Below are 25,344 nucleotides of genomic sequence, written 5' to 3'. Positions count from 1 at the left end.
TGCATTGCCGAGAAACGCCTTGACCTATGTTTTGAACTTTCGGTAATATTTGAAAGATATGAACATATCAAACGCCGAGTACGCCGAGCACGTGGGGCGGTACTGGTCGGACCGGGGCGGCAATCGCGCCCAGGGCAAACTGATCGGCTGGCTGCTGATCTCGGATCCACCTCACCAGTCTTCGAAACAGCTGCAGGAAGCGCTGCACATGAGTGCCGGCACGATCTCGAGCAACATCCGAGTCCTGGAGCAAATCGGCCTCGTCGAAAGAGTCACGTTCCCACGGGATCGCGCCAGCTACTACCGGATGGCCACCGACGGATGGGAGTACCTCCTCGACGAGAAACGCATCGGCATGGCCGGACTCCGCAAGATCGTGGATGAGGGTCACGGCGTCCTCTCCGACGCCCCGCCGGAGCAACATCGCCGGATGGAGCAACTGGCCGAACTACTCGATTTCATGGATGTCGAAATGGCCGCGCTCGCCCGGCGCTGGCATGCACGGAAGGAAACCCGATGACCACCAACGGCAACGCAATCGAGGTTCGTGACCTCTCCTTCGCCTACGGCAACATCCAGGCCGTCGACGGGGTGAGCTTCTCGGTCGCGCAAGGGGAGATCCTCGGCTTTCTCGGCCCGAACGGTGCAGGCAAGTCGACGACCATCAAGATGCTCACCGGACAGCTCCTGCCGGACGCGGGATCCATTTCGGTGCTCGGCATGACCATGCCCGAACAAACCCTCGACATCCAGGCCCGCATCGGTGTCTGCTTCGAGGAGAAGAACCTCTACGAGAACATGTCCGCACGCGAGAACCTGGACTTCTTCGCCCGCCTCTACGGCATCAAGAAGATGGACTTCGATCCGTTCCTGCGACGCGTGGGGCTGATCGACCGCGCCGACGACCGGGTGGGAAGCTACTCGAAAGGTATGCGCCAGAGGCTCATGATGACGAGGGCGATGATCAACAGCCCGGACATCCTGTTCCTCGATGAACCCACCGACGGCCTCGACCCGGTCTCTTCGCAGTCGGTGCGCAATGTGATCAAAGCCGAGGCAGAAAGAGGCGCTTCGGTCATCCTCACCACCCACGACATGCACGAAGCGGACCAGTTGTCCGACCGGGTTGCCTTCATCAACGAGGGCAGGATCGTGGCGCTGGACACCGCGGAGAATCTGAAACTCGAGCACGGCCAGCGCACCGTTCGAATTCGCGCGCGCGACGGCGGATCAGGCGTCGACGAGCGGGTGATCCGCCTCGACGAGGCAAACGCAGGAGACCAGATCCGCGACGCAGTCTCCGTCGAAGGATTGATGACGATCCACACAGAGGAAGCGACCCTGGAAGACATCTTCATCAAGCTCACCGGCCGGGAGTTGAGCGCATGACGTCCGACGAGACCTCGCCGAGGGCGCCGGTCTCGCGTGCAGCGATCATCGGCGCCATCATCCGCAAGGACCTGCAGGCGTTCCTGAGAGACCGCTTCTACCTGTATATGTCCGTAATCGGCCTGGTGGCTTACGTCGCCATCTTCTGGGTACTACCCGACAGCGTCGACGAGGACATCACCATCGGGGCGACAGGAGCCGGAATCGAGAACCTCCTCCAGCAGGCAACCGGAGCAGAGGCCGATGGTTTGACCGTAGTTGCTTTCGACTCCCGTCAGACGCTCATGACGGCGGTGGAGGAAGGCGATGACGGCGTCGCGCTTGGATTGGCGTTCCCCGACGACTTCTTCGAAGCGATTGCCGCCGGAGAACCGACGACGGTCAGCATCGTGGCAACGGCAGAAATCCCCGACGAGCTCCGCACGGCCATGGACTCGTTCATCCGGGAGGCGGCTTTCGCCATCAGCGGCCTCCCGCTGCCGGTGGACTATCAGGAAGAGGTCCTCGGAACCGACCGTCTCGGTGACCAGGTGTCGCTGCGGGAGAAACTCAGGCCGATGCTGGCCTTCCTGGTGCTGCTGGTCGAAATGATGTCGCTGGCAGGCCTCATCGCCGGAGAGATGCAGAACCGGACCGTCACGGCAGTGATCACCACGCCGGCGACGCTGGCCGATTTCCTGACGGCCAAGATCATCTTCGGCGCCCTGCTGGCCTTCAGCCAGGTGGTCCTGCTGCTCATCGCCATCCAATCGCTCGCCACCGCCCCGGTGCTCTTGCTGACGACACTCCTGCTGGGGTCCTTGATGGTGACCGGGTTCGCACTGATCGCCGGGGCATTCGGCAAGGACTTCATCAGCGTGCTCTTCTGGAGCATGCTGTTCATGGTTCCGATGCTGATCCCGGCCTTCGGTTTGCTGTTTCCGGGAACTGCGTCATTGTGGATCAGGGCGATTCCCAGCTACGGGCTGGTTCAGGCCATCACAGGAACCACCTCCTACGGCGAGGGATGGGCGGAAGCTTTGCCCAATCTGGGACTTGTCCTGGCGTGGACGGTGGTCGCCTTCATCGCCGGGCTGACGATTCTGAGGAGAAAGGTGCAGTCGCTATGAACCCTTCCAGAGGCTGGCTCATCATGCGGAAGGAACTCCGCATGGGGCCGCGTTCTCCTCTATTCCTCTACGCCCTGATCCTCCCGGTGGTGATGACGTTCGTCATCGTGGGAGTCTTCGGATCGCTGTTTGCGCCGAGCCCCCGCCTCGGCATCGTCGACAACGGCAACTCGACGATCGTGCCGGCCGCGCGGGATCTGGCCGGTATCGAGGTGACCACGATGTCTTCGGAGGAAACCCTCAGGAGAATGGTCGAGGCCAACGACCTCGACGCCGGCCTGGTGCTCACCCAGGGTTTTGACTCGGCGGTGAGGAGCGGTTCTCGACCTGCCCTGCAGTTCTACATCGGTGGCGAAAGCCTCGCATCCAATCGGATCATCCTGCAGGTGACGACCCTGGATCTCGTACGCGAAGTCGCCGGTCGGCCCGCGCCGGTCGAGGTCGCCGTAGTCACGGTTGGGGACGCCGAGGCAGTGCCCATCGCCAGCCGGATGGTGCCGCTGCTCATGATCTACGCGGTGGCTATCTCAGCCGCCTTCGTTCCTGCTGCATCGATAGTCCAGGAGAAGGAGAAGGGCACGATCAACTCCGTGTTGGTCACACCGACCACGGTCAACGACTTCCTGGCCGGCAAGGCCGGTCTCGGCATCGTCCTCGGCATGGCAACCGGCATCATCACGCTGATGCTCAACAATGCATTCGGCAGCCACCCGATCGCCTTGACCGTCGTTCTTCTGATCGCCGCGCTGATGATGGCCGAGATCGGCTTGATACTCGGCATCTTCGCCAAAGACTCCAACATGCTGTTCGCGCTGATGAAGTCCGGCGGGATTCTGCTCTTCTACCCGGTTGTCTTCTACATATGGCCGAACCTGCCTCAATGGATCGCCAAGATCTCGCCGACGTACTGGTTCCTGTCGCCGATCTTCGAGGTCGGGGTCAAAGACGCTTCGTTCGGAGACATCTGGATCCAGCTTGTGATAGCGCTGGCCTGGATCGCCGTACTCGTTCCCGCAGTGCTTGCGATGGCGAAGCGACTGGAACAGAAGGTGGCGATCGAGGCCTGAGGCGCCGGCTCCCGCGCAGGGCCTTGGCAGGCCGGCGTTGCGGCGCGCTTGCCTTCCCGGTTCTCCTGCAGAATCCTCACGATCGTCGAGTTCAACCCGGCTCGGGATACTCGTGTCGATTCCCGAGCATGGTGCCCGGGAATGCCGTCGATGCCCGGGCGGACACCGTGAGGGGAAGGAGCTGAGGAACGAGGGGGTGTCGGGCCACGTTGGTGCGGCGGGCGACTCATCGACTCAGGACCTCGCCGGTCCGGCGGTAATCTAACTGCCAACTCCGGATCGAAAGGGAGAGATGGACACTGAGACGATACGCAATCTGATAGCCAGCGGCGTGCTGGCCCTCGTTGCGCTCGGGCTGCGGTGGTTCGCCGTCAACTACGTGCGGCGCCAGGACTGGGCCTCGCCTCAGATCGGTCGCCGCTGGATCGTTCAGATTCGCAACGCCGCCTTTCTCCTCATGGCCATCGGGCTCGTGTTCATCTGGGCGGCAGAGTTGCGAGCGGCTGCCATCTCCCTCGTCGCGCTGGGGGCTGCCTTCGTGCTCGCCACCAAGGAACTCATCATGTGCGTCAGCGGGGCGCTCGTTCGCACCAGCAGCCGCAGCTTCACGGTCGGGGACCGCATCGAGGTCGGCTCCGTACGCGGTGTGGTCATCGATCACACGCTCCTCGCTACCACCCTGCTCGAAGTCGGCGCCGCGCACGCCCGTACCGGTCGTACCATCACTATTCCCAACAGCGTGTTCCTGAACACTGCGGTGCTCAATGAGACATCCGGCCACGACTACGTGTTGCATGCCTTCACGGTGAACGTTCCCAGGTCCGGATGGCGCAAAGCGGAGGAAGGACTGCTGGCCGCAGCTCGAGAAGCCAGTTCCGGCTTCATCGATCAGGCTCGCGAGCACATGGAGCGTCGGGCACAACTCCACTCGCTGGACCTTCCGACTGTCGACCCGATCGTCGTCGTGGAGAGCAAGGGCGCCGACGATGTCCAGCTGACCGTCAGGTTCCCGACCCCCGTCGACCGGAAGGGCCAGCTCGAGCAGGACATCATGCGCTCCTGGCTGGGGGAGAATCAATGATCTGGATCACCGACAACCTGGGAATCTCAACCGATATGCAGGGGAAGATCCTCGCCTCATTCGTTGTGCTGGTGATTCTGTTCACCGCTCGATTCCTGATGTTGCGCAGCGTTCACCAACGGGTCGACGACGGTGAAGCGGCATACCGCACGACAAAGCTCACCACCTACAGCATCACGATCATCGGCATCATCACTCTGTCGTGGATCTGGCTGGATGCATTCGACAATGTGGCCACCTACCTGGGACTGGTCTCGGCCGGTATCGCGATCGCTCTTTCCGATGTGCTCAAGAACATGGCCGGCTGGGTATACCTGTTGACCAGACGCCCGTTCAAAGTCGGGGACCGGATCGAGATCAGCAACCTGAAGGGGGACGTCGTCGACATTCGCCTCTTTCGGTTCTCGCTGATGGAAGTGGGCAACTGGGTGGATGCCGATCAATCGACCGGTCGCCTGGTCCACGTACCGAACGGGAACGTTTTCACGACTCCGATCGCCAACTACACCGAGGGGTTCCAATTCGTATGGCATGAGCTGCCGCTTCTGGTGACCTTCGAGTCGAACTGGCGAACGGCCGAGGACATCCTGCGAACTGCCCTGCAGGAACATGCGCCGAAGCTCGGCAGCAAACATGAGAACCAGATCCGGGCGACGGCCCGCAGGTATCAGATCAAGATCGGGGCGATCACCCCAATCGTCTATCTGACGGTCAGGGACAGCGGAGTTCTGTTGACGGGGAGGTTCCTCGTGGATGCGCGGGCACGTCGATCGACCGAGGAAACTCTATGGAAGGCCATTCTCGACGCAATCGCCGTTGACCCGACCGTAGAACTGGCCTACCCGACGGTTCGCACTTATTTCGAGGGCTCGCTGCCGATCAGGCAGGAACCGCCCGATCCGCCAGCGTAGAATCCTGGTCAGAGGAGGACATCGTGAGCGACACACCGGCACCGGCAGGCCAGCAACCAACCCCCAAGCGAGATGTGGATGTTCGCTGGCTCTTCCGAATGGGCGCAATCGTCGTGCTCCTCGGAGCTTTTGCCACCTTTGCAGTTCAGAACTCGGAATCCGTCGAAGTCGAGTTTCTCTCCTGGTCGTTTGAGGCGCCTCAGATCATCCTGTTGATCGGATCGGCCGTCGCCGGAATTCTCATCTGGGAACTGGGCGGATTCTTCAGGCGCCGCAAGCACAGAGACGGCTAGCCGATCTCCTCGGAATCGTCCGATGCGGGTTCGGGTCCCGCCACAATCTGCCAGACGGTGCGGGCCGGTGTGAGGGTCAGGTGCACGAATGAGGCGAGGCCCTTTCCGACTGCCCGGTCGAGGCGCGGAACGCGCGGGCTGCCGACGAAGCCCCGCCTGGCGAAATAGAGCCACAGGCCCAGGCCGGTCAATCCCATGACTCCGAGCAGCGCGAAGTAGCCGTACTCCCAGTCGAGCTCCGGCATGTTCGCGAAGTTCATGCCGTAGATCCCGGCCATCAGACCCAGCGGCAGCACAATTGCCGCGAAGACCGTCAGCACCTTCATGACTTCGTTGGTCCGCTCACCAACCGTTGCCCTATAAGTCTCGAGCGCAGATGCCAGCAGGGAGCGGGCGGATTCGATCTCCTCGAGTGCACGCAGGCAATCGTCGAACGTGCTGTCGAGCGTCCCTCTTGCCGAGTCGCCGACGATGAAACCGCCGGTCGAGCGCGCCATCGCTCGCAGGACGTCCCGTTGCGGGATCAACACGCGTCTCAGGCGCACGACGTCCCGGCGAAGCACCTGTATCTGCTCGACCGCCAGCGGGTCGCCGCCGATGGCCAGCACCTCGATGCGATCGACCTCACCGTCCAGTTTGTCTACCAGCACCCGCATTCGCTGCATGAACAGGTCGAGCAGGACTGCCAGAAAGCCGTCCGGCCTGGTTGCCCGCTCATCGCCGTCGATTTGGGCCATGGCATCGAAGCCGGGCGACGCCTCCGGTCGGACCGTTATGAGAAAGTCCCTGCCGAGGAAGGCATCCACCTCGACGGTGCGGAGCCTTCGCGTGTCGACCGCCGGTGTGTGCGCAATGACGAAGAGGTACCCATCTCGCTGCTCCATGTTCGGAAACTCCGTGAACCGGAGCACGTCCTCCACGTCGAGGTCTTCCAGAGCGAACTGTCCTGCCAGCGATGAGATCTCGGCCGGAGAAGGAGCAACTACATCCACCCACACCCACCCGTCCCGGCTGCGAAGTTCCTGCAGGTCCGTGCCCGGGTCTACCAACCGCGGTGCTCCACTGCCGGTGCTGTGGTGGAGTTGGATCATTCGCAGTCTCCTGCTGCAGTTGAAAAAGCTGCCTGCCGGTTCACTTCGGTTTCCCTCCAAGGTATGAGCGGCCGGGATCGACGGCGAACCGCCGCCGGATGGCCTGTCGCCCCAGCAACATGCGGAATCCCATCGTGTCCCTGCGCGTGAGGGTCACCTCGATGGGCCAGACCTGGTCCATCAGGTCCAGATTGGTCACGACGACCGGACGAGTTTCGTGATGGCCGCCCGAACTCGTGATCTTGCGATGGTCGACTACGACCGCCTCGACTCGAATCGATGGACTCGATCGCCGCTGCAGAGGGTGAATGTCGAACACGGCGATCTCCTCACCCGCCCGCCGCTCGATCCGCAGACCGTAGGCGTGCAGTGCAGAGGAACGTGCGCCCGTGTCGACCTTCGCCTTGATGGCGGGGACGCCGAGCACCGGCAGACCAATCCACTCTCGCCACCCGATGATCTGAAGCGGCGGTTTCCGGCTCACGTATCCTCCACCCGCTGAGACTCTCTTGCCTGGATCAGATTACGCCTGTGGTCAGTCGAACAGCGATAGCTCGCCTCCCGCCCGACCCTCCAGGGGGAGGTAGGCGGGCACCGCATGGTGCGGAGTATCGAGGTACACCTTGGCTTCCGGTGCCTGGGCGAACTTTCCGTGACTCCAGCGGACCTCGATGTGTCCGGCGATCGGGGATTCCGCACCGGTCCGCCGGTCGAGGTAGATGGCCTCCCAGCTCACGATCGGTTGACCGCGGTCGGCTTCACCCCATTGCCGGAACGAGAGGAACTCGTGGGACGCACGCAGGTCCCACGGGGTCTGGACGCGATAGGCGAGCGCGTGGCCGTCCGCCGACTCTCCGAGTACGAAATAGGGAGCGGATTGGAGTCGGAGCAGCCGCCAGACCATCTGTTCTCGCAGAAGCTTCGTGCCGAGGCTCTCCTGCCAGCGTGCGGAGGAACCACTCGCCGCCGCGGTGGCGAACTCCCTGTATGCCCCTTTGGCGTTGCCGGCCAGGTTGCGCGGCAGGGTTCTCTTGAGCACGAGCCGGTGCGACTTGGTCAGACCGGTTGCCAGGGCCGGCAGCGAAGGGTCGGGAACGAGGCGCCGGCACTCGTCGTACAGTCGCTGGTAGGCGGAGGGGGCAACCGTCGCGAACCAGTCGTCTTCGCCGCTCTCGGTGCCGAACAGGCCGGTGGGCGACGAGTTCGTGAGGATGTTCGAGCCGTACTTGCAGGAAACGAGGTAAACATGGTCGACGCGCAGGTCGGCCGGGATCTCCTCGTACCCGGGCGGGCGGTGGGCGCCCTTCCACTCGACGATCCACGGCGGCCGGCCGCGCAACCCCTCATTGGCGGCAGCGAACCGGACGCCGTTGCGCCATGCCGTGTCGAACAGATCGCGGTGCAACCCGGACTGGTATGCAGACGCCAGACGGTCGTAGACATCTCCTTCGACGTTCTCGAACGCCGGCGGCCGCATCCCGATCGCGTGACCGAGATTCGGATAGCCGAACATGCCGAGCCCGGTGACGATCTCGGTGATCTCGGTGCGGAGGGCCGGCACGATCAGGCGTCCCGGAACAGGCGCTTGAACTGGAGCTGTGCTCCGATCAGCTCACCGGGCAGCTCACCGCGCCCGTAGACCGGAAGGAAGGTGTAGACGTCGACGGCCACCCCGGACAGGTCCATCCAGGTGACCACCGCGTCACCCCAGCGTTCATCGAGCAACGCCCGACGTAGCTCGCCCGCACCCTCCTCCGACAGTTCGGCGGGGTCGGTATCTGCCACCAGCTCCAGAGCCAGCAGGCGCTGGAGCACGTCGATGTCCTCGGCAAGGAAGACCGCCGGAGGGTCGAAGCGCACGACCGCGTAGGCAACCCCGTTCATTCGTCTTCGGCGTCGTAGTACCGGGCGAGCTGTTCGTCCCGGCGGGCGGCCAGCTCTTCGGCCGTCCAGAATCCTGGCAGCTGCTCGGCGTGACCCTGCGCGTACTGTTCGAGCCGGCCGACGCCTTCACCGTCGAACATTTCGACGGCGTCCCACACGTTCCCGGGCCCGACGGCATGCAGCGCCTTGTCCCCGTCGCTGCCGGGCCTCGGCAGGTTCGAGGTCACGATCAGCAGCCGGGCCTCCTCGTCGAGCGACTTGAGGACGTGGGCACGGCCGAGGGTCTTCCAGAGGGTGTCTGTGCGCAGCAAACCCGGTCGGGCCGTGGTGAACGCCCCGGAAACGTCGACCAGGAACTCGCGATCACCCTTCCCGTCCACGACCCGGAAGTTGAAATGAACGCCCGACTTGGGCAGTTTGTAGGCCTCGTCGATGACCTCGAAGCCCGCCTGTTCGAGCACCTGCCTGGCCAGGTCCTGGGCCTTCTTGCCTTCACGGCTCGCCCGACGCTGGAAGTGGTCGGCGCGTTCCTCGGGAGTGAACTCGGGGGGAAGGTCGAGCGCCAGTCGCTCCTGATGGGCGTCCTCTTGCTCCTCATAACGCCTGTAGCGCTTCTTCTCGGCCCGATAGCGTGCCTTGGCGGTTTCGATGTAGTCGGGGTCGAGGTCGTATCCGACGCCGCGCCGTCCGGTGCGCGCCGCGGCTACGAGAGTTGTGCCGGACCCGAGGAACGGATCGAGGATCAGGTCGTTCTCGAACGTGTAGAGCTCGATCAGGCGCCGCGGCAACTCCACGGGAAAAGGGGCCGGATGCTGCACCCGGCGAGCGCTCTCGGCGTCGATGCGCCACACGTCGAGGGTGGCCTCCATGAACTCGTCGACCGGCATGGTGTTCTCGTACGGATAGCCGTCCTTTTCGCGCTGTTGACGCGACCGGGCCCGGTCGAAACGCCCTTTGGAAGCCACGATCACACGCTCGGTCACATCCCGCAGCACCGGGTTGGTGGCCTTGTTGAACGAACCCCAGGCGACGGACCCGGATGCTCCTTCCGCCTTCTGCCAGATGATCTCACCCCTCAACAGCAAGCCCAGGTCGTCCTGGAGGATCCGGATCACATCGGCAGACAGGCTCCTGTACGGCTTGCGGCCGAGGTTGGCGACGTTGACCGCGATTCGACCGCCGGGTTCGAGCGTTCTCTTGCACTCGGCAAAGACATCACGCAGCATCGCCAGGTACTCGACGTAGGAGTTCGGAACCTGCGGCCGGCCGATCTCTCCGGCTCCCGTGACCGCTTGCTCGTACTCCTTGCCCACGAAGTAGGGGGGTGAGGTGACCACCAGAGCGACGGAACGGTCGGGAACCTGCGCCATGTCCCTGGCGTCGCCGAGAATGCAGGGCGGGTCGGGCAGGCCGAACTCCAGCGGACCGAGGGAATCGTCCTCGGAGAGTTCCGGAGGGCTGAATCGGGCGTAGAAGGCCGACGCGTCGTGGTTCTCCCGCCTGCCGACGCCGAAAGCCGACGTGGCGGTGCCGCGATTGCCCTCGTTGGTCTCCGGTGCGGTGTGCTCGCTCATCACAGGGAACGATACCGGGCCGGCGTGACAGAATCTCGGACCGTGCCGATCAGGCGCCACCCGGTCCTCTGCTCCCATCGTCCGACAGCATCCCGTACAGCAGCACATCGATCAGCGCCGCGTAGAGCTCCCTGGCCCGGATGCCGGATTCCCGCACCGCCGGAATCGAGTGGGGATTGACGAGCAGATCCCACACGACCCCTTCGACGAGCTCCTTCCTGACCCCCGGGCGCAACCGGCCCGATGCTTCCGCCAATCCGAAGATCCACGAGATGAGCCGGTGGGCAACGGTGTCTCGATGCTCCGCATACTCTGCTGCCAGCACCGGATAGAGCTTCTCGAGTTCGTCGCGGTGAACCGGGAGATCTATGGCCGGCTGTTGCGCGATCCTCTCCCCGATGGCACCCAGCACGCCCTCGACTGTGAGGCCGTCCGAGGAGGCCAGGTCTCGCTGCAACCCCTCGAGTGACTCCATCGGAGCGAAAAAGGCAGCTCGGACCAGCGCCTCGCGGTCCGCGAAATATCGATAGAGCGTGACCCGCGCAACACCCGAGCGCTCGGCGACCTCATCCATCGCCACCCGCCGGATTCCCTTGTCGACGAAGAGCTGGATGGCAGCCTGGAGGATCCGATCTCTCGTTGACAGGGCCTCGACTCTCATGATACGAATATAACGAGATCTGTATCAGTTGACAACACCTGGATCTTCTAGGGATCCGACATCCGGAGTCCGCAGTGACCGCTCTAATCCACTTCTTCTCAGCCGCAATCCGCCGCGCCCCGATCGCGGTCGTCGTCGTGGGAATCGCCATCACGGCCGCGCTCGCCGCCTTCATTCCCCAGGACGAGATCGCTCCGACGATCGAGAGTTTCGCCCCGGACGCTCCCGAATACACGGCCTTGCTCGACGTGCAGGACCGTTTCACATCCACGAGTCGATCGCTGCAAGTGCTGGTCGAGTCCGAGGCCGGGGACGTTATGACCGCCGACGCCCTTCGTGCCCTGGTCGCCGCCGAAGCCCGGCTCCGGACGAGTTCGGCTGCCCCCTATCTCGCCGATCGCCAGGCAGGACCGATCATCTCCTACCTGACTCCGGCCATCCGCGCAATGGAGTTCCTGGGCACCCCGATCGACACCGTCGACGACAGAGCCGTTCGAGAGATGTATCAGATGGCGTTGGGCCGGATGACGCCGGATGAGACCGAACAGCTCCGCTCTCTGCTCCCATCCTCGGTTGAAGGAGCGATGGACGGCCCCTTCGACTCGGGTCTCATGGTCGTCTTCCTGGATACATCCGGACTGGACTCGTACGAGGAACTCGAAGAGGTCCACCGCAGTGCCGCCGCCGCGGTCGAAGGGGACGGCAGTGACGGAGTCAGTTTGTCGGCTTTCAGCTTCGAACTGCTGTTCTCGGACACGACGTTCCGCGACGAGGTCCGGGGGCTGTTCCTGCTCGCCACACTGGTCATCATGGGCATACTCGCCGTGGTGTTCTGGGTCCGGCCCGGCACGGGGGCGGGGATCGGCGGCGCAATACGCCGGACCGCGGCGGACGTCGCCCTCGCCTTGACGGGAATCGGAATGGCGATCGCCTGGATGATGGGTGCAGGTGTGCTGCTCGGCCCTCGCTACCTTGGATTGATAGGCAGATCCAGCGAGTTGCTCCAGGCCCTGCCGATCCTGCTGGTAGGACTCGGCGTCGACTACTCCGTTCACCTGACCGCCCGGTATCGCGATGAGATCGGCACCGGCAGGAGCGTTTCGGGTGCGGCCGGCCGGGCCACGGCGACGGTGGGCATCGCCCTCGTTCTCGCCACGCTGACGACTTCTATCGGGTTCCTGACCAACATCGTCAACCCGGTCCCGGCGCTGCGCGACTTCGGCATCATGGCCGCCATCGGAATCGCATCGGCGTTCCTGATCATGCTCACCTTCGTCCCGGCGATCCGGCTCCTGCTCGACCGCCGGGCGGAGGGGCGGGGCTCGCTGCCGGTGGAACGGCTGGCCGGCCAGGAGAAGCGCTGGATCACACGCGGCTCCGGTGCCACGGCCGTTCTGGCCGAGCGGCATCCGATCATCGTGCTGGCGGCCACCGCGCTCCTGGCGGGCGTCGGGATCTTCGGCCTGATGAACCTCGACACCGAGTTCAGCTCGGCCGCATTCATCCCGGAAGACGCTCAGATTCTCCAGACCTATACAACGCTCGGCGAGAACTACGAGTCCGGCTTCGGAGAAGTCACCGACGTTCTCATCGAAGGCGATGTGCTCACTCCGGAATCTCACAACGCTCTGGCGGCGGCGCTCGCCGGCCTCGACGACGACGAGTACGTCGTGCAACAGGGCGGGCGGGCCGCCGCCCTCAGCCCGCTATCGGTGGTGGCCGGGTTGATGGCAGACCCCGGGTTTCTCGGTACGGCCATCGAACTGGGCCTCCAACCGGACCTGACGGTTCGCAGCGACGCAGACGTCGGCGCGATATACGCAGCGGCGGCCGCCCTGGATCCGGTGGGGATCTCCCAGGTCCTCTCCGCCGAAGACCCTCCGGCGATCCGAGTGGCGATATCCACCAAAGCCGGAGAAGGCTTCGCCGCCCGGCTGGATCGAGAACTCGCCGCCGACTTCGAGCCTGTTGCGACGCTCGATGGTGTCGGTGCCATCGTCACCAACGAGCACATCATCGTCACCGTGGTGATAGATGCCCTCAACTCGTCGCAGATTTCCTCACTGGCCATCACCCTTGTGGCCGCCATGGCGCTGCTGACGGGAGGATTCTGGTTCGAATGCCGCCGGCCCATGCTCGGCGTGATCACCATCGCACCCGTCATCGTTGTAGTGCTGTGGACCTACGGCATGATGGCGGCCAGCGGGATTCCTTTCGGCCCGGTCACCGCCACCACCGCCGCGCTGGCGATCGGGATCGGCGTGCCGTACACGATCCACATCACGCACCGGTATCTCGAGGACCGTCAACGGTTCGACGATCCGGCCGCCGCCCTTCGCTCGACGACGGGTCATACGGGCGGCGCACTGGTTGGTTCTGCCCTGACCACCATCGCCGGGTTTGCGGTACTGATCAGCTCCTCCCTGACCGCATTCCAGCAGTTCGGCATCGTCACCGCCTACGCCATCGGCTTCGCACTGCTCGGATCTGTGATCGTGCTGCCCAGCCTGCTTGTGCTGTGGGACCGCTGGCACCAGCGACGGGGGGAGGAGCCGGTGGAGAGCGTCTACATCATCGACGAACGGGAGCCGATCGGCGTCTAGCGCTTCGTTCTCGAGTCCGGGACCTCACCCTTCCGGGCACGGGTCGGGATGAAGGCTGGGGCACGATTCGGGGCGTTCGCCTCTACAAGAGCTCGGACTTCTTCCACAGACTGGATGACGTTGAGCCGCGGAGAAGTCATGACCCCAGAAGGACGCAAACCGTTGCGCATCTCCATCGGCGCTTCCGACCCGGCTGCAGCAGCAGGCGGCGCCGCCAGACCGAGGCGCGCCGAGCAGCCGAGCTGAGCGATGCGGGTTTTCCTCGGAATCGTCGTCGTCGCCCTCTCCATGCTGTGTTGGGGAGGCCAGCTCATCGCGTGGTTGGCTCCGGGAGCGGCCGTGAAGCTGTCCCTCATGGAAGCCGAGGAGGACGTCGAGGCGAGCTTCTGGGCCGACATCAGGGGTGAAGTCGTCTGGGATGCTCTCACCCTGTGGACGATGGTGATTGCCGGGGTGCTGGTGATCCTCGACGAACCCTCCTGGGCCTACTTCGGCCTCGTCGGCGGCGGCATCTACGTCTATTTCGCCGGTAGAGGGATCCTCACCCGATTGGCGATGCAGCGACGCGGGCTGCGGATCGGTTCGCCGGCCAACGTGACGGTTGGACTGGCCTTCCTCACCATCTGGGGTCTGATGGGACTCATCGCCGTCGTCGCCGCCCTATCGGCGCTGACGCCTGCCTGAAAGGAACAAACCGCAGATGGAAGTAACCGTCCTCACCTGGATCGTCGCAATCGCCGGGCTGGTGCTGATCGGCCTGCTGGCGGCGCTCCAGTTCGTGGCGGTCATTCGACCACGCAGCGAGTGGACGATTGCCAACGTGTACGGCGGCAGGCCGGAGGCCACCGACCCCACGGCCTACTTCGCCTTCAACCAGGGCAGCGCCTGGGCCGACCCTTTCTTCTGGGCCCCGCTGCAAATCGCCGGCAGCATCGGAATGCTCCTCGGGCACCGTTGGGGGTTCCTGCTCGCGCTGGTCGCCTCGGTTCCGTTCTGGTACACGGCGATCTTCTTCTTCATCTGGGACCGCGATCTCGGATTTCGTGAGAACACTTTCACCTATTGGGTGATCATCTGGGGAATCTGGCCCTTCTTCGGCATCGTGGAAGGGGTCTACACATTCGCTCGACTACTGGAGTAGCGATGGGCACCATTACCGAAGGTACCCTCGATCTCTCCGACGGCCGCCGGCTCGGATACTCCGAGTGGGGGCCGGCCGGCGCACCGCCGGTGATCTACTGCCACGGATCCCCGGGCAACCGCCTCGAGTTGGGCATCGCCCGGAGTGTGATCGAACGACACGGCGTGCACGCCCGGGTCGTCGCCTTCGACAGGCCGGGATTCGGACTGTCGACATTCCGCCCGAGTCACCGGTTCGTCGACTGGCCCGGTGACGTCGCCGAAGCGACCGACATTCTCGGCATCGAACGATTCGCGCTGCTCGGAGCCTCAGGGGGTTCGCCTTTCGCGCTGGCGTGCGGGCGCGCACTCGGAAGCCGGGTGACCCACATCGGCATCGTGGTCGGATCGGGCCCGCTCGAGGCGACGGGAATGCGGGATGCATTGGCGATCACCCTCCCGTCCTCGAACGGGCTGCTCAGGAGACTCCAATACGGGATGATCGCCTACGCCTTCGAGAAAGGTCGCGAGGACCGGGTGATCGAGCAGTCGATTGCCTCCATGGGTGAGGCCGATCAGGCGGCGATGGAGCGACCTGAGGTTCGCGCCTGGTTCGGCGGGCTGTTCCGCGAAGCGGTCAAGCAAGGGGGAAGGGCGGCGGCCTACGAGGCAGGTCTCTACCGGAAGCCATGGGGATTCGACGTCTCGCAGGTCGAGACACCGACCTCGCTCTGGTACGGCGGAAAGGACGAGCACGTCCCTGCCTCCGTCGGACGGTGGCTGGCCGAGCGGATCCCCAACTCGAGCTACGTGCTGTGGTCCGACCATGGCCATTTCACGTGGGCCGTCGGCGGCGAGGTCGCCGAGGTCGTGGCGACTCTGGCGGAGGCCGGCCGAAGAAGCGATCCGGCTAGCGGGTAGCCAGCAATCCCAGAGCCGTTTCGAACCGGTCCAGTTCGTCCCCGGTATTGAAGTAGTGGACGGAGGCGCGGACGAGGTCCGGCAAGTGCCGGCGCCGGGCATCGATCGGCGTCGACGACGGCGTGGATACCGAGACGTTGATGCGCTTTTCCCGCAACCGTCCGGCGACCTCAGAAGCATCGACGCCGTCGACCGTGAAAGTCACGATGCCGCATTTCCTGGTGCCCAGATCGGTCGGGTTCACTCCCGGCATTCCGGCGAGGCGCCGACGCAGCCGGTCTGCCATGTCCACGATGCGTTGCTCGATTCTGTCGAGGCCGATTTCGAGGGCGTAGTCGGCGGCGGCGCCCAGCCCGACGAGCGAAGCCCACCCGAACTCCCACGTTTCGAAACGGCGGGCGCCGGGCAGGACTTCGTAAGAGTCCTCTCCGGTCCAGCGGGCCGAATGGAGGTCGAGGACTCGCGGCTCGTTCGACCACCCGTCCCGAACATACAGGAAGCCGGTTCCGCGCGGACCTCGCAGATACTTGCGCCCGGTCGCCGTCAGCAGATCGCAGCCGAGGGACTCGACATCGAGCTCGAACTGGCCGACCGACTGGCAAGCATCGAGCAGGTAGGTCACCCCCGCCGACCTGGCCACCGCGCCGATCTCTTCGGCCGGATTGACCAGGCCGCCGTTGGTCGGGATATGACTGACTGCGATCAGCTTCACTCGCTCGTCGATCATCGACTCGAGTGCCGGGATCGACAGCTCACCGCTCGCCGTCGAAGGAACGACGTCGACCACGACCCCGGTGTCGCGGGCGGCCTTGAGGAAGTTGATGACATTGCTGGCGTACTCGGCCTCGGCCGTCAGTATCCGGTCGCCCTGCTCGAAGTCGAGAGCAGCGAACGCAGCGTTCCAAGCATCGGTAGCGCTCGACATGAGGGCAATCTCGCTGCCCCGGCAACCCAGCAGACGGGCGATCGACGTGTAGACCGCCTCGATTTGCTCACTCCGCTCCGCGGCCATCTCGTAGCCGCCGACCACTGCTTCCCGCGTGATGTAGTCGATCTGGGCGTTGATGACCGGCACCGGCGGCAGCGACGAGCCGGCGTTGTTCAAGTGGGCCACATGGCCGCAGCCGGGGGTGTCGGCCCTCACCGCATCGATATCGATCATGCGTCGAGATGCTAGAGGCCCGAAGTTCTGAAGTACCCCTACGATGAGGAGATGGAGATCCGAACCGATCGACTACTACTCCGCCGCTGGCGCGAGTCCGACCGGGACCGGTTCGCGGAAATGAACGCCGACCCGGATGTAATGCGGCACATGATCGACCACTTGTCGAGGGACGAGTCCGACGCCTTGATCGACCGCGTGGAGGAAGCTTTCAACATCTGGGGGTTCGGCCTGTGGGCCGTTGAGGTGCCGGGCGAGAGCGATTTCATCGGGTTCACGGGCTTGTGGCCAACGGGATTCCAAGCCCCCTTCACTCCTGCAATCGAGATCGGATGGCGCCTCAACAGAAACTCCTGGGGGAAGGGATACGCCACCGAGGCGGCACTTGCCGCCCTGGCGTTCGGGTTCGAGCGAGCCGAGCTCGAACAGATCGTTTCGTTCACCATCCCGGCCAACGTTCGCTCCATTGCCGTAATGGAGAGACTGGGAATGACCAACGATCCGCACGACGACTTCGACCATCCGGGCGTCCCCAGCGGAAGCCCGCTGAAACGACACGTGCTGTATCGGATCGACTCGGAGCAGTGGGGAAGGCGCGGGTCCCGGTCCGATCCCCAGAGAGCCCCGAGGGCGGGGCCGATCAGCGGGCATGCCGGTTGACCGGGGGTCGCGCCGGCAAGAAGCGCAGAAACCCTTGGGCAGATCGGAGCTCCGTGCTCGACGGCCGGAGCAGCCTGGTTTGCCGGGTGCCCTCCGGCGGGAACGGACGCCGGCGGCTCCCCGGCAGAACTCATTCGGTCGGAAGCCGGCCTGATCCGTAGACTCTGGGGGATGCCCGGCGTAATCTTCGTCCTCATCCTGATGGCGGCCGTGGTGGCCCTCGCTCTCGCCCTGGCGAACCACCGCACAACGGTCGCACAATGGACACAAGCTGCGGATCGACTCGGTCTCGATCTGCAAACGGGGAGCATGTTCTCGTACCCCCGGATGGACGGTCTGGTCTCCGGCTACGAGGTTTCCGTCCGCACGATCACCAAGGGCAGCGGCGACAACCAGAGGCGCTACACCCGATTCCAAGTGCAATACCCGCCCCTCGATCTCGGGTTGGAACTCGCCCGGCAGACGAAGGTCGGCGGCTTCTTTCGCCGCATGGTGGGCATGCAGGACATCGAAACAGGTGATCCCGCTTTCGACGAAGAGTTCGTTGTGAAGGCGGAGGATCCGGACCGGCTCGCCGCCTGGCTGACCGGCCAGCGGAGGTCGACACTCAGCCGCTTGCTGGCTACCTATCCGACCTTGAGGGTGACCGACACCTCCGTCCTGGTGGAAGTTCGCAAAGTGGTTCGCGATCCAGATGTGATCACCTCGACCGTGCGTCGCCTGGTCGGGGTGGGGCAAAGCCTCGGCGGCCAAAGCGCCGAAGTCGACGAAGCGGTGGCCGCTCGGGCTGCGGGCGACCTCGCCGAGGCGCTCCACCGGATGAGGGAGGCGGTCGAGGCCCGGCCCGATGACGTCGAGCGGCGCCTGCAGGAGATCGACACGCTCGCAGCAGCCGGGAGATCCGACGATCTCGATGCCCGCATGACAGAGCTCGAGCGCCTGGCGCCCGCCGATCCGGAGGTGCGCGGCTGGAAGCAATCGGGTACCGCCTCCGCAGCACCGCCCGCGGATCTCGAGGGGGTTCGCACAATCGACGCAGACGCGGCGACGCAGGACCTCTTCGGCGGGCGGCAGCTGAGTTTCGCGGTGCGGGACAAGTTCGCCGCCAACTACGCCGGCGGACGGGTTCACTGGACGGGCAAGGTCAAGAGCGCTCGGTCGTACGAATCCGATGCGGACTTCGGTCGCGGCCCGGGCGTCAAGGTGGTCGCAACCGTTGCCGGCCTGGAACACGATCTGTTCGGCACCACCGAGGTCGACGCCATCGTGGAGTTTCCGGGTTCGGGGACGGTCCCGGAAAGGGGAACGGTCATCACATTCGACGGGACCCTCACCGCCGTGGACCCGCTGATGCGCAACTTCACGGTGCGGGGAGCAACGCTCCCCTGACCCCTGTATTCTCGGCAATGCTGACGTTCTCCACGCGCAACTACATTGCTGAGAACCACGAGGATCTTTTCTCAGCAATGCTGACGTTCTCCACGCGCAATTACATTGCTGAGAAAACACGGTCCGGTTCAATGTTGAGTGCGCACCATCTCGCGCCACTTGAGTTTCGTGCCGACCCGTATGATTCCTCTCCGGAACACACGGGCACCCAGGCGGATCATCCCGTATGTGGCAACCAGCATGATCCCGACGGAGACCGCTCCCTCCCATAAAGCCACATCGCCGCGCACCATCCGCATCGGCATTGTCAACGGCGCCGTGATCGGAATGAACGACGCGATTTGGGCAACCAAGGTGTCCCTTTCTGCGATGAGGGAGGAGATCGCGGTGAAGTACCCGACCATCAGCAGCAGATTGAATCCGCCCACCGCGTCGGAGGCATCCTGCGCAGACCGGACCAGCGCACCCGAAGCCGCGTAGCCGGACGCAAAGAAGGCGTATCCCAGTAGGAACCACCCGACGATGATCACGAAGGCCCCGCCTGTGGCATCAGGAAGGTCGACGATGCCGAGGAGGCCCCCCAGGAGCAACACCAGGAACCCGACGATCATGAGCTGGCTGAAACCGAGGAGGCCGATCGAAACCACCTTGGCCGTCAGGAGCTGGCGGGGCGTGACCGCGGACAAGACGACCTCCACCACCCGCCCGGCCTTCTCCTCCACAACGCCGTAGGCCACCCACTGCCCGTAGGCCAGGATCCCCAGGAAAGTGAAGAAGAGGCTGGCGGCGGCCAGCGCCGAGTCTGCCGCGAGCGATTCAGCCGGTTCGACGACCTCCCGGACGGTCACGGTGGTGTCGAGCATGTTGTCCAGGTCCGCCGGAGCCACACCCAGAGCCTCGGCCTGTTGGCGGATCTGCCTGTCCGACAGGGCGGCGGCGATCGCCTGAAGCATCGCCTTGGAGCGCCCGGGATAGGAGAGGATCTCGGTGGCGCCCGTAATGCCGAACTCGAGTTCACCTTCCTCCATCCGCCGCTCGATCTCCTCCACCGACGAGAATGCCGTCACGTCGGCGCGACAACCGGGCGGCGCATAGACATTGATCAGCCTTTCGACCGCGACCGTCGATCCGACCGAGCCGATGCGGTAGGTCACCGGTCCGTCGGTGCCCCCGGATGTCAAGCCGATAACCGTCAGGCCGCCGCTTGTCACCAGCACCAGGATCAAAGTAGAAATCGTGAAAGGTTTGCGACGCGATCGCCACTCTCGGGAGGCCACCAGCCAGAGCGTCTTCCAGCTGCTCATTCGCTCCGTCTCACCGACTCGCGAAAGACCTCGGACAGATCCGGCGGAGTGAAGCTGAACTCGCGAAGGCTGCCAGCCTGCTCGGCCCAGGTGGCCACATCGGATACTCGCACCGCGTCGTCCACCAACAACCGGAAACGACTGCCGTTGTGAGCGACGAGGTCGACTCCCTCCAGTCGGTCGACCCAGTCGGCACTACCCCCTTCGAGCACGACGTCGAGGTAGCGGCGCGGCGACGAGTGCCGCAATTCGTCCACCTCCCCCGCCAGCACCACCGCTCCCTCGTTGATTATCACGACCTGCCGGCACATGTCTTCAACCAGATCGAGTTGGTGACTCGAGAACAAGACGGCGGTGCCGGTCGAAGCCCGCTCGTTCAGAACATTCGAAAGAGCGTCCACACCGATTGGATCAAGGCCGGCGAATGGTTCGTCGAGGACCAGTAGCTCTGGATCGTGCATCAGCGCCACTGCCAGCTGAGCCCGCTGCTGATTCCCGTGCGACAACTCTTCTATCTTGGCGTCGCTCCGATCTTCGAGACCGAGCATCTCGAGCAAGCGGGTTGCCTCGGCGACGGCTGCGACCTTGGCCATCCCGTGCAGACGCCCGTGGTAGACGAGTTGATCATGCAGAGGCATGCGCGGATAGAGGCCCCGCTCTTCAGGCATGTACCCGAATCGGAGTCGGGCAGCGGTATCGACCGGACGGCCGTCCCACGACACTGCACCAACATCCGGGTCGATCAGGCCGAGAATGATCCGCATCGTTGTCGTCTTGCCGGCCCCGTTCGGCCCCAGGAACCCGAGAATGTTGCCTCGATCGACGGTGAGCGAGCAACCGTCGAGCGCCACCAACTCACCGAATCGCTTCGAAACTCCTTCGACCGACAGCATTCCTACATCGTGCGACGGAGGGCGGCCTAATGCCAGAGTCGTTGGACAGTGTCCGAACCGCCGTTTTCTCACAATGTCGAGAGGCCGCACTTTGCCGGCAGAGAATCAGGCGTTCTTCTCGAGGAGTTGCACCTGATTGCCGTCCGGGTCCACGTACGTGGCGAAGCGCGCTGCTCCGGTGTCTGTGATTTCGCCGATCGGAGTGGCACCGGCCCCGGCCATGTGCGCCATCGCCTCGGCAAGGTCCGGTACCCCGAATGCGACTACCGCCGTCGGTTGACCTGCCTCAGTCCGGCCACCGTGAACCGCGAACCTCGTCCCGCCGGGCACATTGAACTCCTGCCAGTCCCCGTAGCGTGGGCCGGCTTCGAGGCCCAGAACGTTGGTGTACCAGTTCAGAGCCCGATCGACGTCTCGCACCCACAGGAACACGACGTTGATCCCTTCGATCTGCATCAGGACCTCCCGCCTATCTCGTTTTCGCGCGGCAATCACACCCTATAGGGGCGAAATGTCGCGCGGAAACAGGTTCCTGTTATCTCTTTTCTACGCGAAACTCGAAGAAGAGGAAATATGACAAGGGTCCACTCAGGTTATACTGTGCGTAACCACTGAGAACTTGAGAATTCGAAGCAGAGGAGAGCCCCATGGCCAAAGCAGTTGGTATCGACCTCGGTACCACCAACAGCGTCATCTCCGTCCTCGAGGGCGGAGAACCAACGATCGTTCCCAACGCCGAAGGCGGGCGCACCACGCCGTCCGTCGTCGCCTTCAAAGACGACGATGTGCTCGTCGGCGAAGTGGCCAAGCGTCAGGCGATCACCAACCCGGACCGCACCATACGCTCGGTCAAGCGGCATATGGGCGACTCGAACTGGTCTGTTGAGGTCAACGGCAAGAAGCTGACCGCCCAGGAAATCTCCGCCCGGATCCTGATGAAGATGAAGCGTGACGCCGAAGCGTTCCTCGGAGAACCGGTCACCGAGGCCGTGATCACCGTGCCCGCCTACTTCGACGACGCTCAGCGGCAGGCCACCAAGGAAGCCGGGGAGATCGCCGGTCTCAACGTGCTCAGGATCATCAACGAGCCGACCGCCTCATCGCTGGCCTACGGCCTGGACAAAGAGCACGACCATACGATCCTCGTTTACGACCTCGGTGGCGGCACGTTCGACGTTTCCGTGCTCGAGATCGGCGAGGGCGTCTTCGAGGTCAAGTCGACCGCCGGCGACACACACCTCGGCGGTGACGACTGGGATGACGCAGTCATGAAGTGGCTCGTCACAGAGTTCAAGAACGAATCCGGCGTCGACCTCTCGCAGGACCGCATGGCCATGCAGCGCCTCAAGGAGGCGGCCGAGAAGGCCAAGATCGAGCTTTCTTCCGTGACCGAGACCGAGGTGAACCTGCCGTTCATCACCGCAACTGCCGAGGGTCCCCTGCACCTCCAGAAGAAGCTGACTCGTTCGGAGTTCCAGAAGCTGACCGAGCATCTCCTCGAGCGCACGAAAGCTCCTTTCCTTCAGGCGGTCAAGGACTCCGGTGTGGCGATGTCCGGCATCAACGACATCGTGCTGGTCGGAGGTTCCACCCGCATGCCGGCCGTACAGGAACTGGTCAAGGAACTGACCGGCGGCAAAGAGGCCCACAAGGGAGTCAATCCTGATGAAGTGGTCGCCGCCGGTGCAGCCATCCAGGCCGGAGTGCTCAAGGGAGACGTGAAGGACATCCTGCTGCTCGACGTCACTCCTCTGACGCTCGGCATCGAGACCAAGGGCTCGATCATGACCAAGATGATCGAGCGCAACACAACGATCCCCACCCGTCGCTCCGAGACCTTCACCACCGCCGACGACAACCAGCCTGAGGTCGAGATTCACGTCCTTCAGGGTGAGCGTCAGATGGCACCGGACAACAAGAGCCTCGGTAAGTTCCGGCTGACCGGTATTCCGCCGGCCCCGATGGGGATGCCGCAGATCGAGGTCACATTCGACATCGATGCCAACGGCATCGTGCACGTGAACGCCAAAGACCTGGGCACCGGGAAAGAGCAGGCAATGACGATCACCGGGGGCACGGCTCTGGCCAGCGACGAGATCGACAGGATGGTCAAGGACGCAGAAGCGTACGCCGAGGAGGACCGCCTGAAGCGCGAACTCGCCGAGGCTCGCAACCAGGCCGATCAGATTGCCCACCAGACCGACAAGCTCTTGAAGGAGCAGGAAGAACAGTTGCTCGAGGACGAGAAATCGAGCATCGAGTCGGCGCTCGCCGAGTTGAAGACGGTCGCCGAAAACGAAGCATCCACCGCCGAGCAGATCCGCACCCAGATCGAGGCAGTCCTCACCGCCTCGCAGTCTCTCGCTCAGCGCCTGTATGCGCAGGCAGCACAGGAGCAGAGCGCCGCCGACGGAGATAATCCCGACGACGACTCGGATGAGGACATAGTCGAGGCCGAGATCATCGACGAAGGCGAGGAGGCGTGACCGACATGATGTCGGCCACGCCACTGAGATGAGCAACAACGAACAGGAAGCAGCCGAACGGTGGCCGGTTGAGGCGGAGATCATCGAGATCCACGATCTCGAACCGATTGACCCGGCTGCCCTCGGCCTGATCCTCCCGGACGATCCTGCGGAACGCGAGCAGATGCTCCTCGGCGCGATAGTCCAGGCCCAGGCCGACGCGTCGTCGCTTCTCGACGACCTGCAGCGTCTGGCCGCGGAGTTCGACAACTACCGAAAACGGACGCAGAGGGACATGACCCTCTCGATCGAGCGCGCCTCGGAGCGAGTGATCGAACGATTGCTTCCGGTGCTCGATACTTTCGATGCGGCGCTTCTCATCGAGGCCACCAGCCCCACCGAACACCAGCTGCTCGGCGGGATGCTCGGCACTCGGGAGCAGCTGCTCGAAGTGCTGAAAGCCGAGGGACTCGATGTGATTCCGGCCGCCGGGGAAACTTTCAACCCCGAGATTCATGAAGCGGTAGTGGCATCCGGTGACGGCACCGAGTCGATCGTCGTCTCTTCCGAAATGCGCAAGGGCTACACACTGAAAGGGAAGGTAATCCGGGCGGCGCTCGTCGCGGTGAACCATGAATAGGGACTGGGTCGACAAGGATTTCTACAAGGTCCTCGGTGTGTCGAGAAGCGCATCGCAGGAGGAAATCAAGCGCGCCTACCGCAAACTCGCCCAAGAACTGCACCCCGACGCCAATCCGGACGACCCGACGGCAGAAGACCGTTTCAAAGACGTCTCTGAGGCCTACGCCACCCTATCCAACGAGGAGCACCGGGCCGAGTACGACCAGATCAGGCAGATGGTCGATTCAGGCGGATTCCAGGGTTTCGGAGGCGGAAGTCCGTTCGGTGGTGCGGGACAGCAGTTCCGCGTGGAAGATCTGGGGGATCTGCTCGGCGGTGCGGGCGGATTCGGCGATCTGTTCGGATTCGGCCGTAGTGGCGGCGCACGGACCGGACCAAGCCGCGGCGCCGACTTCCATGCCGACCTCCACCTGTCCTTCGAGGACGCATTCCACGGCGTGACGACTTCGGTGGCAATCGAGGGTGAAGCGACTTGCCGGCACTGCGGAGGCTCCGGCGGAGAGCCCGGGACGCCGGTCCAGGTGTGTCCCACCTGTCGTGGCACCGGAACCGTTGCCCAGAGTCAAGGCTTCTTCTCGATTTCGCAACCGTGCCAGCAATGCCGGGGGACGGGCAAGCTCATCGAGCACCCCTGTGCCACGTGCCGCGGCCGCGGCACAGAGGTCCGGTCGCGAACCATCAAGGTCAAGATTCCGCCCGGCGTAGCCGACGCTTCGGCGATACGGCTGCGCGGCAAAGGTGCGCCGGGACGGAATGGAGGGCCGCCCGGAGACCTCATCGTCAGGGTTCATGTCGCCAGGCACGCTCTCTTCCGGCGCAACGGCCAGAACCTCACGCTGCGGGTGCCCATCACCTTCACCGAAGCCGCGCTCGGCACCGCTATCGACGTCCCCACGCTGAACGGTCAGGTGAAGCTGAAGGTTCCTGCGGGAACACGCAGCGGCAAGACTTTCCGTGTGCGCGGCAAGGGCGTTCCGCGCACACGAGGCAAGACGGGCGATCTTCTGGTTACGGTGGAGGTCGCAGTTCCACAGGTGCTGCCGCGTGCAGCCAAGAAACTGCTCCAGCAGTACGCCGAGGAGTTCGAGCAAGAGAGTCCCCGCGCCCACCTAGAGGTATAGGCAGA

At 63.9% G+C, this 25,344-nt stretch carries 26 protein-coding genes; 16 read left to right on the top strand and 10 right to left on the bottom strand.

Annotated features, from left to right (window positions below):
- The first annotated feature begins 58 nt into the window (after positions 1-58).
- The 7 genes from VLT15_12900 (at position 59) to VLT15_12870 (ending at position 5,850) form a co-directional block, all read left to right on the top strand.
- Positions 59-520, top strand: a complete 462-nt coding sequence (locus VLT15_12900; GenBank protein HSR46109.1) for a MarR family transcriptional regulator — start codon at positions 59-61, stop codon at positions 518-520.
- Entirely contained in the window at positions 517-1,389 is an 873-nt protein-coding gene (locus VLT15_12895) for an ABC transporter ATP-binding protein (protein ID HSR46108.1), read from the top strand. Before VLT15_12900 ends, VLT15_12895 begins: the two co-directional genes overlap by 4 nt.
- On the top strand, positions 1,386-2,498 hold the full coding sequence (locus VLT15_12890) for an ABC transporter permease (protein HSR46107.1): 1,113 nt from the start codon (positions 1,386-1,388) through the stop codon (positions 2,496-2,498). The genes VLT15_12895 and VLT15_12890 overlap by 4 nt, the downstream gene beginning before the upstream one ends.
- A complete protein-coding gene (locus VLT15_12885; protein ID HSR46106.1) occupies positions 2,495-3,565 on the top strand; it encodes an ABC transporter permease in 1,071 nt (356 codons plus the stop codon). Before VLT15_12890 ends, VLT15_12885 begins: the two co-directional genes overlap by 4 nt.
- 292 nt (positions 3,566-3,857) lie before the next feature.
- Positions 3,858-4,646 (top strand): mechanosensitive ion channel family protein, encoded by a 789-nt coding sequence (locus VLT15_12880; protein ID HSR46105.1) that lies wholly within the window; start codon positions 3,858-3,860, stop codon positions 4,644-4,646.
- Positions 4,643-5,557 (top strand): mechanosensitive ion channel domain-containing protein, encoded by a 915-nt coding sequence (locus VLT15_12875; protein ID HSR46104.1) that lies wholly within the window; start codon positions 4,643-4,645, stop codon positions 5,555-5,557. Before VLT15_12880 ends, VLT15_12875 begins: the two co-directional genes overlap by 4 nt.
- A gap of 23 nt (positions 5,558-5,580) precedes the next feature.
- Positions 5,581-5,850, top strand: coding sequence for a lipopolysaccharide assembly protein LapA domain-containing protein (locus VLT15_12870; GenBank protein ID HSR46103.1), 270 nt, complete (start codon positions 5,581-5,583; stop codon positions 5,848-5,850).
- Here VLT15_12870 and VLT15_12865 read toward each other — a convergent pair.
- The 6 genes from VLT15_12865 to VLT15_12840 are packed head-to-tail and all read right to left on the bottom strand — an operon-like array spanning position 5,847 to position 11,060.
- Positions 5,847-6,941 (bottom strand): magnesium transporter CorA family protein, encoded by a 1,095-nt coding sequence (locus VLT15_12865; protein HSR46102.1) that lies wholly within the window; start codon positions 6,939-6,941, stop codon positions 5,847-5,849. The genes VLT15_12870 and VLT15_12865 overlap by 4 nt on opposite strands.
- 40 nt (positions 6,942-6,981) lie before the next feature.
- Complete coding sequence (locus tag VLT15_12860; protein HSR46101.1) at positions 6,982-7,425, bottom strand: RimK/LysX family protein; 444 nt, start codon at positions 7,423-7,425, stop codon at positions 6,982-6,984.
- 51 nt (positions 7,426-7,476) lie between these two features.
- Positions 7,477-8,502, bottom strand: a complete 1,026-nt coding sequence (locus VLT15_12855) for a hypothetical protein (protein ID HSR46100.1) — start codon at positions 8,500-8,502, stop codon at positions 7,477-7,479.
- Positions 8,503-8,504: 2 nt separating this feature from the next.
- Positions 8,505-8,825 carry a hypothetical protein gene (locus tag VLT15_12850; protein HSR46099.1) on the bottom strand — a complete coding sequence of 107 codons (321 nt, stop codon included), beginning with the start codon at positions 8,823-8,825 and terminating at the stop codon, positions 8,505-8,507.
- Positions 8,822-10,399, bottom strand: a complete 1,578-nt coding sequence (locus VLT15_12845; GenBank protein HSR46098.1) for a site-specific DNA-methyltransferase — start codon at positions 10,397-10,399, stop codon at positions 8,822-8,824. Before VLT15_12845 ends, VLT15_12850 begins: the two co-directional genes overlap by 4 nt.
- Positions 10,400-10,448: 49 nt before the next feature.
- A complete protein-coding gene (locus VLT15_12840; GenBank protein HSR46097.1) occupies positions 10,449-11,060 on the bottom strand; it encodes a helix-turn-helix domain-containing protein in 612 nt (203 codons plus the stop codon).
- Positions 11,061-11,134: 74 nt separating this feature from the next.
- On the opposite strand from VLT15_12840, the gene VLT15_12835 reads away from it, so the two are divergent.
- The 4 genes from VLT15_12835 to VLT15_12820 all read left to right on the top strand — a co-directional run bounded on the left by VLT15_12835 (position 11,135) and on the right by VLT15_12820 (position 15,703).
- A complete protein-coding gene (locus VLT15_12835; protein HSR46096.1) occupies positions 11,135-13,663 on the top strand; it encodes an MMPL family transporter in 2,529 nt (842 codons plus the stop codon).
- A gap of 249 nt (positions 13,664-13,912) precedes the next feature.
- Positions 13,913-14,347, top strand: coding sequence for a hypothetical protein (locus tag VLT15_12830; GenBank protein ID HSR46095.1), 435 nt, complete (start codon positions 13,913-13,915; stop codon positions 14,345-14,347).
- Positions 14,348-14,363: 16 nt separating this feature from the next.
- Entirely contained in the window at positions 14,364-14,804 is a 441-nt protein-coding gene (locus tag VLT15_12825) for a hypothetical protein (protein HSR46094.1), read from the top strand.
- 2 nt (positions 14,805-14,806) lie between these two features.
- A complete protein-coding gene (locus VLT15_12820; protein ID HSR46093.1) occupies positions 14,807-15,703 on the top strand; it encodes an alpha/beta hydrolase in 897 nt (298 codons plus the stop codon).
- Here VLT15_12820 and VLT15_12815 read toward each other — a convergent pair.
- Entirely contained in the window at positions 15,693-16,865 is a 1,173-nt protein-coding gene (locus tag VLT15_12815; GenBank protein HSR46092.1) for an aminotransferase class V-fold PLP-dependent enzyme, read from the bottom strand. The two genes, VLT15_12820 and VLT15_12815, sit on opposite strands and share 11 nt — an antisense overlap.
- A gap of 51 nt (positions 16,866-16,916) precedes the next feature.
- Between VLT15_12815 and VLT15_12810 the strand changes: the two genes are divergently transcribed.
- Both VLT15_12810 and VLT15_12805 read left to right on the top strand, forming a co-directional pair.
- Positions 16,917-17,525, top strand: a complete 609-nt coding sequence (locus tag VLT15_12810; protein ID HSR46091.1) for a GNAT family N-acetyltransferase — start codon at positions 16,917-16,919, stop codon at positions 17,523-17,525.
- Between the two features lie 171 nt (positions 17,526-17,696).
- On the top strand, positions 17,697-18,914 hold the full coding sequence (locus tag VLT15_12805; protein ID HSR46090.1) for a tetratricopeptide repeat protein: 1,218 nt from the start codon (positions 17,697-17,699) through the stop codon (positions 18,912-18,914).
- 128 nt (positions 18,915-19,042) lie between these two features.
- On the opposite strand, the gene VLT15_12800 is transcribed toward VLT15_12805, so the two are convergent.
- From VLT15_12800 to VLT15_12790, 3 genes are all read right to left on the bottom strand, one after another.
- A complete protein-coding gene (locus VLT15_12800; GenBank protein HSR46089.1) occupies positions 19,043-20,218 on the bottom strand; it encodes an ABC transporter permease in 1,176 nt (391 codons plus the stop codon).
- Positions 20,215-21,111, bottom strand: a complete 897-nt coding sequence (locus VLT15_12795; GenBank protein ID HSR46088.1) for an ATP-binding cassette domain-containing protein — start codon at positions 21,109-21,111, stop codon at positions 20,215-20,217. Before VLT15_12795 ends, VLT15_12800 begins: the two co-directional genes overlap by 4 nt.
- A 105-nt stretch (positions 21,112-21,216) precedes the next feature.
- On the bottom strand, positions 21,217-21,567 hold the full coding sequence (locus VLT15_12790; GenBank protein ID HSR46087.1) for a VOC family protein: 351 nt from the start codon (positions 21,565-21,567) through the stop codon (positions 21,217-21,219).
- Positions 21,568-21,758: 191 nt separating this feature from the next.
- Here VLT15_12790 and dnaK point away from each other — a divergent pair, with 191 nt between their 5' ends.
- The 3 genes from dnaK to dnaJ are packed head-to-tail and all read left to right on the top strand — an operon-like array spanning position 21,759 to position 25,339.
- Entirely contained in the window at positions 21,759-23,597 is a 1,839-nt protein-coding gene (dnaK, locus tag VLT15_12785) for a molecular chaperone DnaK (protein ID HSR46086.1), read from the top strand.
- A gap of 28 nt (positions 23,598-23,625) precedes the next feature.
- A complete protein-coding gene (locus VLT15_12780; protein ID HSR46085.1) occupies positions 23,626-24,216 on the top strand; it encodes a nucleotide exchange factor GrpE in 591 nt (196 codons plus the stop codon).
- Positions 24,209-25,339 (top strand): molecular chaperone DnaJ, encoded by a 1,131-nt coding sequence (gene dnaJ, locus VLT15_12775; GenBank protein ID HSR46084.1) that lies wholly within the window; start codon positions 24,209-24,211, stop codon positions 25,337-25,339. Before VLT15_12780 ends, dnaJ begins: the two co-directional genes overlap by 8 nt.
- Positions 25,340-25,344 lie beyond the last annotated feature (5 nt).

This window comes from Acidimicrobiia bacterium, from assembly GCA_035471805.1.
GTDB lineage: Bacteria > Actinomycetota > Acidimicrobiia > Spongiisociales > JAHEDJ01 > JAHEDJ01.
The sequence above is the reverse complement of the archived record's forward strand: the minus strand, read 5'-3'. Positions and strand labels throughout refer to the sequence as shown.

Bases quoted from the DNA above. Each gene is read 5' to 3' on its own strand.
- VLT15_12890 (HSR46107.1), top strand. From the start codon at position 1,386: ATGACGTCCGACGAGACCTCGCCGAGGGCGCCGGTCTCGCGTGCAGCG.
- VLT15_12790 (HSR46087.1), bottom strand. From the start codon at position 21,567: ATGCAGATCGAAGGGATCAACGTCGTGTTCCTGTGGGTGCGAGACGTC.
- VLT15_12820 (HSR46093.1), top strand. From the start codon at position 14,807: ATGGGCACCATTACCGAAGGTACCCTCGATCTCTCCGACGGCCGCCGG.
- VLT15_12795 (HSR46088.1), bottom strand. From the start codon at position 21,111: ATGCTGTCGGTCGAAGGAGTTTCGAAGCGATTCGGTGAGTTGGTGGCG.
- VLT15_12840 (HSR46097.1), bottom strand. From the start codon at position 11,060: ATGAGAGTCGAGGCCCTGTCAACGAGAGATCGGATCCTCCAGGCTGCC.
- VLT15_12800 (HSR46089.1), bottom strand. From the start codon at position 20,218: ATGAGCAGCTGGAAGACGCTCTGGCTGGTGGCCTCCCGAGAGTGGCGA.
- dnaK (HSR46086.1), top strand. From the start codon at position 21,759: ATGGCCAAAGCAGTTGGTATCGACCTCGGTACCACCAACAGCGTCATC.
- VLT15_12810 (HSR46091.1), top strand. From the start codon at position 16,917: ATGGAGATCCGAACCGATCGACTACTACTCCGCCGCTGGCGCGAGTCC.
- VLT15_12895 (HSR46108.1), top strand. From the start codon at position 517: ATGACCACCAACGGCAACGCAATCGAGGTTCGTGACCTCTCCTTCGCC.
- VLT15_12815 (HSR46092.1), bottom strand. From the start codon at position 16,865: ATGATCGATATCGATGCGGTGAGGGCCGACACCCCCGGCTGCGGCCAT.
- VLT15_12805 (HSR46090.1), top strand. From the start codon at position 17,697: ATGCCCGGCGTAATCTTCGTCCTCATCCTGATGGCGGCCGTGGTGGCC.
- VLT15_12865 (HSR46102.1), bottom strand. From the start codon at position 6,941: ATGATCCAACTCCACCACAGCACCGGCAGTGGAGCACCGCGGTTGGTA.
- VLT15_12845 (HSR46098.1), bottom strand. From the start codon at position 10,399: ATGAGCGAGCACACCGCACCGGAGACCAACGAGGGCAATCGCGGCACC.
- VLT15_12850 (HSR46099.1), bottom strand. From the start codon at position 8,825: ATGAACGGGGTTGCCTACGCGGTCGTGCGCTTCGACCCTCCGGCGGTC.
- VLT15_12875 (HSR46104.1), top strand. From the start codon at position 4,643: ATGATCTGGATCACCGACAACCTGGGAATCTCAACCGATATGCAGGGG.
- VLT15_12830 (HSR46095.1), top strand. From the start codon at position 13,913: ATGCGGGTTTTCCTCGGAATCGTCGTCGTCGCCCTCTCCATGCTGTGT.
- dnaJ (HSR46084.1), top strand. From the start codon at position 24,209: ATGAATAGGGACTGGGTCGACAAGGATTTCTACAAGGTCCTCGGTGTG.
- VLT15_12900 (HSR46109.1), top strand. From the start codon at position 59: ATGAACATATCAAACGCCGAGTACGCCGAGCACGTGGGGCGGTACTGG.
- VLT15_12880 (HSR46105.1), top strand. From the start codon at position 3,858: ATGGACACTGAGACGATACGCAATCTGATAGCCAGCGGCGTGCTGGCC.
- VLT15_12825 (HSR46094.1), top strand. From the start codon at position 14,364: ATGGAAGTAACCGTCCTCACCTGGATCGTCGCAATCGCCGGGCTGGTG.
- VLT15_12885 (HSR46106.1), top strand. From the start codon at position 2,495: ATGAACCCTTCCAGAGGCTGGCTCATCATGCGGAAGGAACTCCGCATG.
- VLT15_12780 (HSR46085.1), top strand. From the start codon at position 23,626: ATGAGCAACAACGAACAGGAAGCAGCCGAACGGTGGCCGGTTGAGGCG.